Here is a 14,185-nt window from a genome sequence, read left to right on the forward strand (position 1 = left end):
TCACAATGTGATTATTTTTTTGGAATTTTCTCAATTGCAATCTACTACAGCTATTTGTCCCAGTCTCTTTAATGCTGCCACTGCCCAAGATGGCATTCTTTCGCGTATCCGTTTACCTGCGGGGCTGATTAGCTCTACACAATGCGAGGCACTTGTACAAGTTGTTAATCAATTTGGTAATGGCGAAATCCAAATTACTAACCGTGCGAATCTGCAAATCCGCACCAGTCACGCCCTGAGTTTGGAAATTCTCCAAGATCTGCAAGACTATGGGCTTGCATCCAGTGAGTCCAGCACTGACGGCTTGAGGAATATAATGGCTAGCCCTACCGCAGGCATTGATCCTCTTGCCAAAATCAATACAATTCCCTTTGTCAAACAATGGAATCTTTATTTAGTAAAGCATCCAGAATTAGGAATCCTATCTAATAAATTTAGTATCTGCTTTGATGGTGGCGAAACGATTAGCGTAGGCGATCGCCCTAATGATATCTGTTTTAAAGCCGTAGAAATTAATGGCGAGATTTACTTTAGCCTGCATTTAGGAATAGGCGATCGCGGTGATTCTCCATCGGCAGTAGGTAGATTAATTCACTCTAAACAGACTTTAGAGGTTCTTACCGCATTAACCGAAGTTTATCGCGTCTATACGGAACAAAAATTAAATCAAACCCATTCTTGCGCTCGTCCTCCTCGATCAAGAGAAATGATCGGGGCTTGGGGTGTAGAAAATTATTTGCAGCTTGTTGAAGAGAATTTGGGCTATTCATTAAAGCCTTTACCTCTATGCTCTCTCCCGCAAGAACGGAGTACAAGATTCGAGTATAAACATTTGGGTATTCATGCTCAAAGCCAATCAGGACTCGCTTATATTGGTGTGGCGATTCCATTGGGAAGATTAACTGCAATTCAATTTCAAGGATTAGGAGATTTGGCGAGACAATATGGTGGCGGCGCTCTGCGGTTAACTCCTTGGCAAAACATTCTGATTACAGATATTGCGGAGGCTCAAGTTGAACAGCTAACGCGAGAAATTAATGGCTTGGGCTTATCTATTTCTGCCAATCATCCCTATGCTGCGATCGCAGCTTGTTCTGGTTACATGGGCTGTAAAGCAGCTCATACGAATACACAAGTGGATGCTAAACAAGTTGCCGTTTATTTGGAAAGCTGCATCCAACTTGATCACCCAATTAATATCCATTTTTCAGGATGTGATAAGTCTTGTGCTCAGCACCATCCAAGTGATATTGCTTTGGTGGGAATTCAAGGAAAAGAAAAAAAGTGTCCCGAAGCTTACAGAGTTTATGTTGGCGATGGAAATACTAATTTTGGCAAAGAACTATATACAGAATACTCTGCCCAAGATATCCCCAATCTAATCGCACAATTATTAAAGACCTATCAAAATAATCGTCGCGATCATACACAGACCTTTCGAGAATTTGTCAATCAACAATCATAAAAAACAGCAATTCTCATTATAAAAATCGGTTGTTTGAAAGCCCGCCGTTGGCGGGCTTTCAAACAACCGATTTTAGTGTTTCCAGCGCCGAAGGCGCTGGAAACACCAAAATCGGTTGCATAATGAGAATTGCAAACAAAAAAGGCGGCGCATTGCGCCGCCTTTTTTGTTTGCATATCAAACTAAATATCTAGATCCGCAAGTCCTAGCTTCGAGCCATAAGTTTCAATAAATTCTCGACGCGGTGCAACCTTATCACCCATCAAAATTGTGAAGATGTGCTCAGCTTCGGCAGCATCTTCGATGGTCAGACGTTTTAGCGATCGCGTAGCAGGATTCATCGTGGTTTCCCATAGCTGCTGCGGCATCATTTCGCCTAGCCCTTTAAAGCGCTGAATGTTGTAGTTCGCATTAGGAGGGAAAGATGCGATCGCCGCTTGTAAGTCGTTATCGGTGTAGCAGTACTGAGCAGTTTTACCACGCTCCAATTTATATAGCGGAGGGCAACCGATATAGATAAATCCGCGATCGAGTAGTTCTCGTTGATAACGATAGAAGAAGGTCAGCAGCAATGTGCGAATGTGCGCCCCATCCACATCCGCATCAGCGAGGAGAATAATTTTGTGATAGCGCAGTTGTGACTCATTAAAGTCTTCACCTTTAATACCCAAACCACAGCCTGTAATTAGCGCTTGGATTTCATTGTTTTTATAAATCTTGCTATCATCGGCTCTCTCAATATTGAGAACTTTACCGCGCAATGGGAGGATAGCTTGATAATGGCGATCGCGTCCTTGTTTGGCACTTCCGCCCGCAGAATCTCCCTCAACGATAAAAATCTCTGATTCTTTAGGATCGCGAGAACTACAATCAGCGAGTTTACCTGGCAAAGTCGAAGACTCTAGCGCCGACTTACGTCGAACTAGCTCACGGGCGCGACGAGCAGCTTCGGCGGCATTAAAGGCTTGCAGTGCTTTATCAATAATCGAAGTGGCTACCGCAGGATGAAACTCCAAATATTCATTGAGAACCTCACCAACAAAAGAATCAACAATACCGCGTACTTCTGTATTACCTAACTTCGTTTTGGTTTGCCCTTCAAATTCTGGATCAGTAACCTTAACCGAAATTACGGCTGTTAAACCTTCACGAACGTTTTCTCCAGCGAGATTCGATTCACCCTCTTTGATCTTTTTCAGTCTTCGCGCCGTAGCATTCATCGTGCGCGTGAGAACCGTTTTTAAGCCCTCAAGGTGAGTACCACCATCGATGGTGCGAATGTTATTGGCAAAGCCAAGAACGTTGTCGTTGTAGGAATCAATACACCATTGCAGGGCAACTTCCACTACGACATTATCGCGTTCGCCATTTACATAAATAATGTCAGGATGGATTGGCTCTTTGTCGCGAGTCATGTAGGCAACATATTCGCGGATACCACCTTCATAGCAATAGATATCGGTGCGAAGTTCTGCGCCACGGCGATCGCAATATTCAATTTTTACGCCCGCATTGAGGTAGGCAAGCTCTTTGAGGCGGCTAGCGAGAATGTCGTATTCAAATTCAGTTTGGGTTGTAAAGATTTGGGGGTCTGGCTTGAACCGTACCTGTGTGCCGCGCCTTACTTCCTGACTCTTACTAGGAATGAGTTCGCTAACAGGAAAACCTCGCTCATATCTTTGGGTATAGACTGTTTCCAATCGCCATACTGATACCTCTACCCATTCCGATAAAGCGTTAACTACGGAAATACCAACGCCATGCAAGCCGCCTGAAACTTTGTAGCCCCCATCGCCAAATTTACCACCAGCATGAAGAACTGTGAGTACAGTCTCAAGGGCAGATTTACCAGTTTTGGGGTGAATATCAATGGGGATGCCGCGCCCATTATCGGAAACTTGGACAGAGCCATCGGGCATTAGCTCTACTAGGATGCGATCGCAATGTCCTGCAAGGGCTTCGTCTACGCTGTTGTCAACAACTTCAAAAACGAGGTGATGTAATCCTTTTGGCCCCGTTGTGCCGATATACATCCCAGGTCGTTTACGAACTGCTTCTAGACCCTCAAGTACTTGGATCTGATTGGCATTGTAAGTTTCTGTAATGATCTCAGGCATGAAGGTAAACAACTCCAGAAATTATGTCGTTTGCAAGAGGTTTTTAAGAAAAGTCTTTGATATTAAGAAAAACTTTGTAGACGCTCTTGATAGTGTTTTTAGGATGTGTTTTGAGCAAAGACTCAAAAACACTCTGCCATTATAGCTTAAAAGCCTTACAGATATATCAAAACCATCTCAGATCAAGTTTTTACATGCCTTATGCAAATACAAAAAAGCAAAAAAAATAAAAAAATAGAGGAGGTGCTTTGCGCCTCCTCTATTTTTTTGGAATTAAAGACTTTACTTTAGCGATCAGTACAAGCCCAAACAGCGAGCTCACAACTACCATTACCGCAACTTGCTAGAGCGTTGGCTTGAGCTAAGTCTTTGTCAACGTTCCAAGCCCAGCCTAAGTAGCCGCCGCCTTTGGCGACAGCGCCACAAGCATTTGCAAACCAAACTTGGACATCACAGCTACTACCGCAATTGGCAAGTGCTGCATTTTCTGCTTCTGCTATAGCTCCTAACGCTTCAAAAACGAGGTGATTTAATTCTTTTAACCTCGTTTTGCAGATATACATCCTAGTTTGTTTATGAGCCACCGTTATTTTTGGAGGCATGTCCTAGTCAAAAAACTAATGATCAGTACAAGCCCACACTTGAATAGCGCAGCTACTATCGCCACAGTAACCAAGGGCATTGTCTTTAGCAGTCGCTTCGTCACCAGCAGCAGCCCAGCCAAAATAGCCACCACCTTTCGCTACAGCAGCACAACCATTGCTAAATGTAACTACTTCTGTACAACTGCCCTCACAGGCGGAAAGTGCATAAGCTTTTGCATCTTCTCCATTATCAAAGTTATAAGCCCAACCATAAGCCCCACCAGGTCCAGTGGCGACAGCACCATATTTGCCCCCTGCGATCGCAGCTCCAGCACCAACACCTTCAATTAAAAGAAAAGCTGCTGCAATAAATCCTAGATATTTTTTCATTTGTTCTCCAATTTGCGGGTAAGTTTTCTACCAATTTGATGCTTTCGTTTAAATAAGCCGACTATTCCCATGCCCTTGTAAATTGTACCCATTAAAAAAAGATTTCTTTTCACTTTAAAAAATTTTTTCAAATGGTTACATTCGAGAAGCCCTGCAATGGATTTTGTGTTTTTACTTGTGATGGATTGGACAGTAAATTACGGCAAAGTTTATTTTTTTATCGAAAATTGCTGTTATTACTATACTTTTGTCGTAATTTTCGAGGAAATTACGACAAAAATTTTTGAAAGTGTTGCAACACAACACTTTCAAAAATTTTTTTGGTTTGAGTTTGAGTTCAAAGCGCTGTAAAGAATCTGCGATTTAATAAAGTACCAAATATAAAACCAGAATTCAGTGGGGCAGCGAATCCGCCCCACTGAATTCTGGAAAATCTAGATTGGCACTTTATTTTTTCGCAAGTCCCTAACATAGCAATTGCGATATATCAGGATTTGAATTCTGGTAAGATTACCTATATGAAAATTTTAGGAATCGACCCAGGATTAGCAATAGTTGGATTTGGTTTAATTGAGGTTGAAAAACCTGCTTCACCAAAACTATTAGAATTTGGCACAATCGTCACCCCCAAACACACACCAATTGGCGATCGCCTTAAGACTATTTATGAAGATATGCATACTCTAATCGAGCAGTTTCAACCACAAGTGGTGGGAATGGAGAAGCTATTTTTTTATCGGATGGGAAACTTAGTTAATGTGGCTCAGGCTAGGGGCGTGATTGTATTAGTTCTCAACCAACACAATATTGAACCGATTGAGTTTTCACCTCCGCAAATCAAGCAAGCGTTGACGGGGCACGGTAATGCAGATAAAAGCGATGTACAGGAAGCCGTGAAACGAGAACTCAGTCTCGATGCAATTCCGCGTCCTGATGACGCTGCGGATGCGATCGCAGCGGCGCTCACTTGTTGGCTAATTGCGTAATCAAGGAAAAAGGAAAAAACAAAGCTAAAACCTGTACCTCCTGATGCGCAGGAGGTACAGGTTTTAGCTTTGTTTTTTTAATTATGCCGAGGTACTAATGTTTAGAGAACTAAGAGCATAACCCTAATCGTATTTGCGGGGAGTATACACTCGTATGCGATCGCCCCATGCCAAAGTCTTGGTTTTGCTAGAACCAATAATAATCACAGTTTGCATATCCGCAAGTTCGGGTGTGAGTTCCGCTAACGTAATCACCTGCACATTCTCTCCTTTGCGCCCCATCCTATGACCTAAAATCACAGGCGTATCAGGCGATCGCCATTGTAATAAAATCTCTTTAGCCATAGGGAGTTGCCATCTACGCTGAGAGGAAATCGGATTGTAAATCGCGATCGCAAAATCTGCTTGGGCGGCGGCGGTTAACCTCTGCTCGATAACTTCCCAAGGTTTGAGAATATCCGAAAGAGATATCGTACAGAAATCATGCCCGATGGGAGCACCAATCGCAGCGGCGGCAGCTTGAGCAGCGGATATTCCTGGGGCAACATGAATATCGATTTGATTCCATTTAGGATTGGATTCATGATCTAACACTTCAAATACGGCAGCAGCCATGCCATAAATCCCAGGGTCACCAGAGGAGACGATCACAACTGATTTACCCTCAGTCGCCAGATTCAGGGCAAGACGGGCACGATCTAATTCCACACGATTATCGGAAGCATGGATAGTCTTTCCCTTCGTAAATTCTTTTACCAAATTGATATAGGTTTTATAACCAACAAAATCCGTTGCATCTTCCAGAATTGCTTTGACTTCAGGAGACATCCATTTTGCCGCACCTGGCCCCGTGCCAATAATTGAGAGCTTGCCAGTGATACTCTGATTTAGGATCGGATCGGTTTGATAAATTAAATAAGTGGAACTTAATTTCGAGGCGATCGCTTCCAATGAAATTTTATCGGAAATCACTTCAATTCTATGGGTAGCATGATCTGCAAAGGGAAGATTACTTTCGCTTAACCAAAGTGCATCTCCAATTAGTTGTACTGATTTGCCAGCCAATAAATCCGCTAAAAATGTCTTCGCTTGTTGATCATTATTTAGCAGTCGATAGCCTAATGGAGGGGCTAACAATGCAGTTTGAAATCTTAAGTCGCCTGTGGTGGTTATCGCCGCTTGGACTTGCAATTCTTTTGCGATCGCCCTAGCGAGATCGTTTGCTCCATTCAGACCACCCAATAGCGGAACTACGGCACTACCATCTTCCGCGATCGCAATTACAGGTGGTTCAGCGCGTTTGTCTGAGAGTAGGGGCGCTAGCGATCGGATGAGGATACCTGCGGCACAGATGCCAATAATCGGATGTCCTTGGCTAAATAATTCGCTGACGATTTCGCTGAATTTGTCGTATTGGCGATCGGCAGTTTGAGTACGCGATGCCAATCCATAAATAAGAGACTCAGGAATTATGGTTTGGATCTGTCTTGCGATCGCAATACTTTTCTCTCCTAAAATGATGATGGCAAGAGGTTTCATGGTTTGTGGCGTACATATTAGCAACCAATTATAAAGGCAAAGCACATGCTAAGCTGGCGCTTTGCCTTTTTGGGTTAAGTTAGTCGCCATCATTCATAAGCAGGCGCATTGCCATAATCGCAAACAACAACGCTGCGATCGCCTTGAGCAATTTTGTTGGTAAAAGCACAGAAATACTGTCGCCAAGAAATACCCCAATTGAGCTAGCTACTAATAGGGCGGCAGCTGAGCCAATAAAAACAAATCTTGGAGCTGTTGAGCTACCACTTAAGCTCAAGGTTGCTAATTGACTTTTATCGCCTAACTCAGACAAAAAAATCGTACCAAAGCTGAGAAATAATAATTGCCAGTCCATATTTTTTAAGCGATCGCTTCCCACAATAAACTAAGTGACAGAATCAGAAAACTCAAGCCAGCAAGGGTGTTTAACAAACTTGGCGAGAAGGTTTTAGCTAGCCATTTACCTGCGATTACGCCTAATAAGCTAGTTGAAACTAAGGCGATCGCGGCTCCAGCAAATACTATCCAAGGCTGATGTGACTGCGCCGAAATCACTAAAACACTTAGTTGGGTTTTGTCTCCAACTTCAGCAAGAAATACGGTGATAAAAGTTGTCGTAATAATTTGCCAGTGTTCAGATTTGATCTGAGATTTTACTGGTGATGTCGTTATTACTTGAGCTTGCTCAAGCTCTTGGTTGTTCAATTCAGGCTTTGCAGACATCATTTATGAGCGTTATTCAATCTTTTCATAATCCTTTCATAGTCTACGCTATAAACCAAACCAAACCCATATTTTTTGTAAAAGCGAATCGCTTTTACAAAAAATATAATTATTTAACCCAAGTTGCGACCTATGGTTAGCAGTTCTCATTATAAAAATCGGTTGTTTGAAAGCCCGCCAAAGGCGGGCTTTCAAACAACCGATTTTGGTGTTTCCAGCGCCTTCGGCGCTGGAAACACCAAAATCGGTTTCATAATGAGAATTGCTGACCTATGGTAAGAAGAGAAAAATGCTGCTACAAATGACAATTGTCGAGTAGCAGCAAGAAAAATGAATAATGAAATTATAGCGATTTATTTCCTATGTGACGACATTGTGCACGCGACGACATTTTGCGCACAATAAATCATCAATGCGATATACAGCAACAGATGAGTGATGCCGAAGTAATGAACACAGCCATAATTGCAGTTCTGTATTTACTCCTTTCCCAGTCAAGAAATAGCGGTGCGGGGATTCGCCCCGCACCGCTATTTCTTGGTTTTATATGTCTATTTCTTCGGTGGGAAGGGAGTAAGTGGAAATTAAAAAAAAAGAGAGAGTACCGCCCGTGTAGCGGACGGTACTCTCTCTTTTTTAATTATGCTGAACTACCTAATTCACCTAAACAAGCTAAGTATTGAGCATCTTTGTGTAAAGATCTTGAGTAGCCACAGCGATATTGTCCCAAGAGTTTTCTTCTGCATATTCTAAAGAATTTTTAACCAATTTACTCTTCAATACGATGTTTTCATCTAATTTCAAAATCTCCCAAGCTAGTTCTCTTGGGGATTCTGGAGATACTAAAAGCAGACATCGCTTATTTTGATTCAGTTCAAGGAAAGCAGGAATTCTACTTGCAATAACTGGTTTACCAGAACTTAAAGCCCAAGTTATCGCTCCTGAAGCTGATAAGAGAGATGAAGGTAAATAAGGAGCCAGAAATATGTCTGTAGCTTTGCTATACAATTTGAAAGTCTCAAAATCAACGTATCCAGTGATTACTACTCTGTCAACTAGTTCCAAATTATTAATTAACTCTAAGATTTTATCCAAAAATCCATCTTTTTTTTCATAGGGGTGCGTACCTCCAAGAATAACTAATTTATAGTTATTAGGAAGGTACTTTAACGTACTTATAGCAGTAACGTAGCCTTTATTTTCTGATATGAAGCCAAATATGGACAAAAGTTTAGTATCGCTTGAAAAATTAAGAATTGACCTATAGTCAAGTTCAGTTAACGATTCACGTATTTCCCTTAAAGAAGAAGAAACTCCGTGGCTTACTAAGTGTACCGATTTAGCACTAAAACCACTTTCGAGAAGATTTAATCTCGATCTGGTTGTGTGAGAAATTGCAATAAACCTACTTGCATTACCAAAAAATGGACTAATCTTCGTACTCCATTTCCATGTTTGGAATGCATTACTTAATATCCTTAAAGACCTCTCTAATTCACCTATATCATTGCGGTCTAGTTTTTGAACAAAAATAGGATCTGCGTGAAAAGTAACAATTACTCTACTGTTATTTTCCTTTAAATGACTTAGCATCTCGCTAAAGATATCGATAGATTTATATAGGGGATAAGAACCATTAAAGAAAGCGTGCTCATGCTGTATATGAACTATATCAAATTCTCTGGCTTTTTCACAAAAAAGCTTAAAAAAATCTCTAATTTCTTTTAATGATAGATGTTGAATTTCCTCTCTTTTGATTGGATAAATTTCACTGTCAACATCTTTGCTATTTAAGGAATTTACTAGATGGTTTGTATAAGCGGAAATCCCACAAACTTCTTTCCATGTACTTAAATGAATTGCTCTCATTAATTTAATGCAAATAGACTTTATATAAGTAGATAGACATAATTAAAAGCCATAATCAAAACCTTTAGTATGTTTGTAATCTAACATCAGTTCTGGTTAAGCTTACAAATTTTACAAGTCCAGAAACAAAAGCCTTGCTAAGCAAAGCTTTTGTTTCTGGACTTTGAGAGAGGGTTTGCTACGCAAACCCTCTCTCAAAGTCCGTTTGAAACTGTCCCGAGCTGTCGTTAATCTAGGCTTCGGGCTTTTGGGTATTATATTTAATTTCACATAGCTGCTTATTGTGAAAAAATGAGACTAAGTATTCGTATCGATATTGATTATCCCCATATTAAGGTATTGGAAACCTAATTTCGGTTTAGATTAAGTGAATCAGACCCCGATGTCGTGAGGGTCTAAAGGTGATTCTTAAACATCCCCGCAAGGGATTGGAACTGTATAACCTAATGTGAAGGAAGCTGGTAGACCTATTAGACTAATCAGGATGACTGCGATCGCTAAAGCGGCTAAACTGTTATTCAAGGATTTAGTTGATATACTTCATTAAATTAAAAGGTAATTTTCATATCATTGAAAATTACCTTTTAAAAATTCAAATAACCTATCTAGAGTGAAGTCGCATCTCAAGAAAAACCCATGATAATTTTTTTGAAGATATCCAAAATAACCACCAAAATTACCGCTAAAATACAAGTATGTTAGATTTATGATGATGTAGAGTTTATGATTCATAAAAATCACAAGCTCTCAGGTAACCACTATCTAGATACTCACAAGCATCAACTAGCATTCACCTTTAACTTATTGAGAAACTTAAAATCAAGGATTTTGATGGGGGCATATATAACTGATATAGGAGATTGGATGCTACTTATAGCATCTGGGAAAGCTATAAGTAGCTGGGCAGAATTACAACCAAGACCAAAACCTATAGCGCAACCTGCGCTTTCATTACAGGTTTTAGGATTTTATATTTAGTTGAGCTTAGCCACTTCGTTCACTATAGTCCTCATCCATAAGCAAATTGCTAGGAATTCCCCACGGGCTTTATGATATCGCAATCCTTCTGCAAAGCGCTGGATTTCAATACCCTATATTGACTGGAGTTCTTTTAGCAAGAGCATCCTTCTACCTTCAATCAATATGTATTCCACATTCTACTAACTTCAATTCTTAAAGTTGATTGAACTATTCTAATCTGCACTTATGAAAGCATTGTTTGTATTTGATCGTCCCTTGTATCCTTTGAGAGGTGGGGCTGAGTCTAGAGCTTTTGATCATCTTCATTATTTAGAGTCCAGAAATATAGAATATGACTTATTTTTGATAGATAAATACTTCAACTATAATCAATGGAATAAAGACAGTATAGAGATGCTATTAGATCAGAGGCGCGTCAATAAAGTCTTTTTGCATCAGGTACTGGGCAAAAGCTCTTTTGATGCTGCTTATCATAAACTGCTATCAAAATTCTATAAATATATAAATAAGGAACCGAGTGTATTATCTTTAATTCATTTTCTACCATTCATGAGAAGAAATTTTAGAAGTATCGTTAGGAATAATAGATATGATTTTATATTTTTCAACCATACTTACATCTCCAATGCTTTAGTGAGTGGTTTTTCTATTCCTTGTAAAACATATATAGATATCCACGATATACATTCTAATCTAATACAAGAATCTCTTGATTTGAAAAAACTTTATAGTAAGGTAAGCTATTCTGGTTCGCTAAGAGCTTTGACTAGAAATAAAGTTAGAGATTTTGATTATCACACAAGCTTCAGTCAAGAATTGAAAGTACTTAGAAAGTTTAACAAGGTCATCACTATTTCAAATGAAGAACTTAACATATTAAAGCAAGACGAATCGCTTTCATCAAATTCTATTTTGATTCCAAAAATTAATTTTTCAAACAATACAATAAGTACTTATGCTAAAAGCTATAATAACAGCCTAGAAGGGGGGATTAATCAAAAATTCAAGCTGCTATTTTTTGGTTCCCAATACGATCCTAACGTGCATGGAATCTCAAGCTTTTATTATAACGTTATTCCCTATTTAAATCATCAAGTAGAAATATTAGTAGCAGGTGGCGTTTCCTCATACTTTCTCAACAAGAAACATCCTCAATTAAGAGTACTGGGATTTGTAGACAACATATCAGATTTATATAAGTCTGCTGATGCTGTCATAGTACCTATATTTTATGGTAGCGGAGTCTCAATAAAAGCAATTGAGGCTTTAAGTTATGGAAAACCAGTCATATCGACATTAAAAGGAGTCCGTGGATTGTCATTAGAGTACGGAAAAGATGTATTAATTGCTGAAGATATACATGCTTTTATTCCTTTAATTGAGAAACTGAGATTGAACTCTAACTTATATAATTCATTAAGTGATAACGCTCTTAAGTACATTCAGAAATACCACTCTGAAGAAATAGTTTATAGTAAAATGGATAGTATATTTCTTAGTTAGTTTATTGATACTTATATATCATTGATATTGATATCAACAGAATCGTATATTACGGCAAACCTAGGATATTTTTTTAAACCGTAGTAGATAGTTTCATTCTTTTTGTTAATTAACCGAAGTTACACCCCATAGATTAACGCTAAGAGCAAGAACAAAGAGCATGACTTTAAGCTCAAAACCTTTTGAAGTAACAGCATGAATAGATTTAGGTAAAAGCTGGGATATCAAACTACTAGTGGTTTCGACTACTTTACGCTTATGGTGCTGGAGAAACTGAACATAGCTAGGTACAGGTCGTTTTGAATTGCTTTTTCGCATAGCTGAGAGCTTAATATTCTCAGATTCAAACAACAAATCCTCAATTTTATAATCGTTGTAAGCCTTGTCTGCATAAACTACACTGCCTTCAGGTAAAGCAAATGAAAATACCCTCAACCTCTTAACATCGGCAAATGAGCCTGAAGTTAGAAAAAACTCTACAGGTTCCGCTGCTACTCGGATTTTGTCCTTTTTAGCAGCATTTTTTTCTTCTTACCATAGGTCGCAGCTTGGGTTAGTTACTGAACTAGATTTGAAAAGCAAGGGCTGAGCAATGCTCAGCCCTTACTTATTTGGCGATTTCGTTGCGATCGCTATCTTGCCAATGTGTTTCTGCAAAACTAGCGATTGGTAATTTGGGTAAACCCCATTTAGCGACTAAAGTTTGTAATACGCGATCCTGCGATCGGTGAAAAGCATCAATATCGCCTTCACCACGATTAACGATCGCAAACCAAATTGCACCATGTTCTTGGGTTTGGACAACCCCTGATAAAGAGCTGACATCTGAGAGCGTTCCAGTTTTGACGATTGCTCCTTTCGGGATTTTACGTCCTTCGATCGTGCCGCAGTTGCATTGACTACTTGGGAAGAGATCCGCAAGGGTTAAACCCTCGATTTGGGCGCGATTATGAATCGCCATCAAGATCGCCACTGATGCACGAGGGGAAATTTGATTGGCTTGCCCCAAGCCAGAGCCGTTAATTAACCTTATTTCTGAAATTGGTATCCCTGTCGCATTAGCTGCGATCGCAGCAACTTGTTTGCCTCCACCCATTTGCGAGGCAAGAGTTTCTGCCATCTCATTATTGCTAAAGGTATTCATGCGCTTCAGAATTTGCCAAAGCGGTAACGATGCATGGCGAATCAGTAAGTTCCTAGTGGAAATATTTGCTACAGCAAGATTTGGCACAATTCGCACATTGCCAAGAATCACTAGTTGCGGTTTGGGCGTTCCTGCGGGCATCGTCGCATATTGCTCAGCAACTTCCCCCTGCCATTGGCTGCTATCAAAGGCTAAACGGAGAAAGTTTGCCGATTCTTGTAGGTCAGGCTCAAAGTTCATGGAGAACCGACCTGTAATGATCAAATTGCCTTGAATCCGCTTAATACCTAGTTGATTAAGTTTATTGCCAAGCCCGATCGCCTCTTCCCACACAAAAAATGGATCGCCACTGCCTTCAATAATCAGATCACCTTTGAGTGTATCGCCTGTAAGCTTACCTGTGGTGCTGATATTGGTAATAAAGCGATAGTTTGATCCCCAAGTTTGCAATGCTGCCAAGGTGGTGACATTTTTGGTGAGCGAAGCCGAGGGTAATGGGCGGCTCGATAGACGGCCAGCAGCGATCGCACCGTCGTGGGACTGAATCCATACACCTTGATCAGGGCTATTTACCCCCATCTGTTTAATATCATTGAGCAGATTTGCGATCGCTTGCTTTGCGACAGGATCGGACTGATTATTGGCGAGATCTTCTGAGGCTAGGACTGGGCGATTGGCATAGCTCATCACTGACCGAGGCACTGCGGCGACTTCACGACCATCGAGAGCTTGAGCCGAAACCGATAATAGCAAAGCGCCAACGAGACTCCACGTAGTCATAAGGAAAACCGCAACTAGAATGATTGTGCTTTATGTGGCAAAGCCACATAAAGCACAATCATTCTAGTTCAGCAAACCTGATTATCAAAACCAATTTTTTGAAA

General features: G+C 40.4%; 12 protein-coding genes. 3 read left to right on the forward strand and 9 right to left on the reverse strand.

Annotated elements, in window-relative coordinates:
• Positions 1–19 precede the first annotated feature (19 nt).
• Positions 20–1,465 (forward strand): precorrin-3B synthase, encoded by a 1,446-nt coding sequence (cobG, locus tag CQ839_RS07715; RefSeq protein ID WP_181016136.1) that lies wholly within the window; start codon positions 20–22, stop codon positions 1,463–1,465.
• A gap of 182 nt (positions 1,466–1,647) precedes the next feature.
• On the opposite strand, the gene gyrB is transcribed toward cobG, so the two are convergent.
• The 3 genes from gyrB to CQ839_RS07735 form a co-directional block, all read right to left on the reverse strand.
• Positions 1,648–3,582 carry a DNA topoisomerase (ATP-hydrolyzing) subunit B gene (gyrB, locus tag CQ839_RS07725; RefSeq protein ID WP_181016137.1) on the reverse strand — a complete coding sequence of 645 codons (1,935 nt, stop codon included), beginning with the start codon at positions 3,580–3,582 and terminating at the stop codon, positions 1,648–1,650.
• A gap of 287 nt (positions 3,583–3,869) precedes the next feature.
• Positions 3,870–4,184, reverse strand: a complete 315-nt coding sequence (locus CQ839_RS07730; RefSeq protein WP_103667701.1) for a DUF4189 domain-containing protein — start codon at positions 4,182–4,184, stop codon at positions 3,870–3,872.
• A gap of 15 nt (positions 4,185–4,199) precedes the next feature.
• Positions 4,200–4,556 (reverse strand): DUF4189 domain-containing protein, encoded by a 357-nt coding sequence (locus CQ839_RS07735; RefSeq protein ID WP_103667702.1) that lies wholly within the window; start codon positions 4,554–4,556, stop codon positions 4,200–4,202.
• A 518-nt stretch (positions 4,557–5,074) separates the two neighbouring features.
• Here CQ839_RS07735 and ruvC point away from each other — a divergent pair.
• Complete coding sequence (ruvC, locus tag CQ839_RS07745; RefSeq protein ID WP_103667704.1) at positions 5,075–5,542, forward strand: crossover junction endodeoxyribonuclease RuvC; 468 nt, start codon at positions 5,075–5,077, stop codon at positions 5,540–5,542.
• 123 nt (positions 5,543–5,665) lie between these two features.
• Here the strand turns inward: ruvC and cobJ are convergent, their stop codons facing one another.
• From cobJ to CQ839_RS07770, 4 genes are all read right to left on the reverse strand, one after another.
• Complete coding sequence (gene cobJ, locus CQ839_RS07750) at positions 5,666–7,081, reverse strand: precorrin-3B C(17)-methyltransferase (RefSeq protein WP_103667705.1); 1,416 nt, start codon at positions 7,079–7,081, stop codon at positions 5,666–5,668.
• Between the two features lie 79 nt (positions 7,082–7,160).
• A complete protein-coding gene (locus tag CQ839_RS07755) occupies positions 7,161–7,436 on the reverse strand; it encodes a TMEM165/GDT1 family protein (protein ID WP_103667706.1) in 276 nt (91 codons plus the stop codon).
• Between the two features lie 5 nt (positions 7,437–7,441).
• On the reverse strand, positions 7,442–7,807 hold the full coding sequence (locus tag CQ839_RS07760; protein ID WP_103667707.1) for a TMEM165/GDT1 family protein: 366 nt from the start codon (positions 7,805–7,807) through the stop codon (positions 7,442–7,444).
• Between the two features lie 669 nt (positions 7,808–8,476).
• On the reverse strand, positions 8,477–9,673 hold the full coding sequence (locus CQ839_RS07770) for a glycosyltransferase (protein ID WP_103667709.1): 1,197 nt from the start codon (positions 9,671–9,673) through the stop codon (positions 8,477–8,479).
• Positions 9,674–10,879: 1,206 nt separating this feature from the next.
• Between CQ839_RS07770 and CQ839_RS07780 the strand changes: the two genes are divergently transcribed.
• Positions 10,880–12,157, forward strand: coding sequence for a glycosyltransferase (locus tag CQ839_RS07780; protein WP_103667711.1), 1,278 nt, complete (start codon positions 10,880–10,882; stop codon positions 12,155–12,157).
• Positions 12,158–12,262: 105 nt separating this feature from the next.
• On the opposite strand, the gene CQ839_RS07785 is transcribed toward CQ839_RS07780, so the two are convergent.
• Positions 12,263–12,592, reverse strand: coding sequence for a hypothetical protein (locus CQ839_RS07785; protein WP_181016138.1), 330 nt, complete (start codon positions 12,590–12,592; stop codon positions 12,263–12,265).
• A 172-nt stretch (positions 12,593–12,764) separates the two neighbouring features.
• Positions 12,765–14,081, reverse strand: coding sequence for a D-alanyl-D-alanine carboxypeptidase (locus tag CQ839_RS07790; RefSeq protein WP_103667712.1), 1,317 nt, complete (start codon positions 14,079–14,081; stop codon positions 12,765–12,767).
• Positions 14,082–14,185 lie beyond the last annotated feature (104 nt).

It is taken from the genome of Pseudanabaena sp. BC1403 (genome assembly GCF_002914585.1).
In the GTDB taxonomy this organism is placed as follows: domain Bacteria; phylum Cyanobacteriota; class Cyanobacteriia; order Pseudanabaenales; family Pseudanabaenaceae; genus Pseudanabaena.

Coding starts and splice junctions, on each gene's coding strand:
- CQ839_RS07760 (WP_103667707.1), bottom strand. CDS start 7,807: ATGATGTCTGCAAAGCCTGAATTGAACAACCAAGAGCTTGAGCAAGCT.
- CQ839_RS07755 (WP_103667706.1), bottom strand. CDS start 7,436: ATGGACTGGCAATTATTATTTCTCAGCTTTGGTACGATTTTTTTGTCT.
- cobJ (WP_103667705.1), bottom strand. CDS start 7,081: ATGAAACCTCTTGCCATCATCATTTTAGGAGAGAAAAGTATTGCGATC.
- CQ839_RS07770 (WP_103667709.1), bottom strand. CDS start 9,673: ATGAGAGCAATTCATTTAAGTACATGGAAAGAAGTTTGTGGGATTTCC.
- CQ839_RS07780 (WP_103667711.1), top strand. CDS start 10,880: ATGAAAGCATTGTTTGTATTTGATCGTCCCTTGTATCCTTTGAGAGGT.
- CQ839_RS07730 (WP_103667701.1), bottom strand. CDS start 4,184: ATGCCTCCAAAAATAACGGTGGCTCATAAACAAACTAGGATGTATATC.
- gyrB (WP_181016137.1), bottom strand. CDS start 3,582: ATGCCTGAGATCATTACAGAAACTTACAATGCCAATCAGATCCAAGTA.
- ruvC (WP_103667704.1), top strand. CDS start 5,075: ATGAAAATTTTAGGAATCGACCCAGGATTAGCAATAGTTGGATTTGGT.
- CQ839_RS07735 (WP_103667702.1), bottom strand. CDS start 4,556: ATGAAAAAATATCTAGGATTTATTGCAGCAGCTTTTCTTTTAATTGAA.
- CQ839_RS07790 (WP_103667712.1), bottom strand. CDS start 14,081: ATGACTACGTGGAGTCTCGTTGGCGCTTTGCTATTATCGGTTTCGGCT.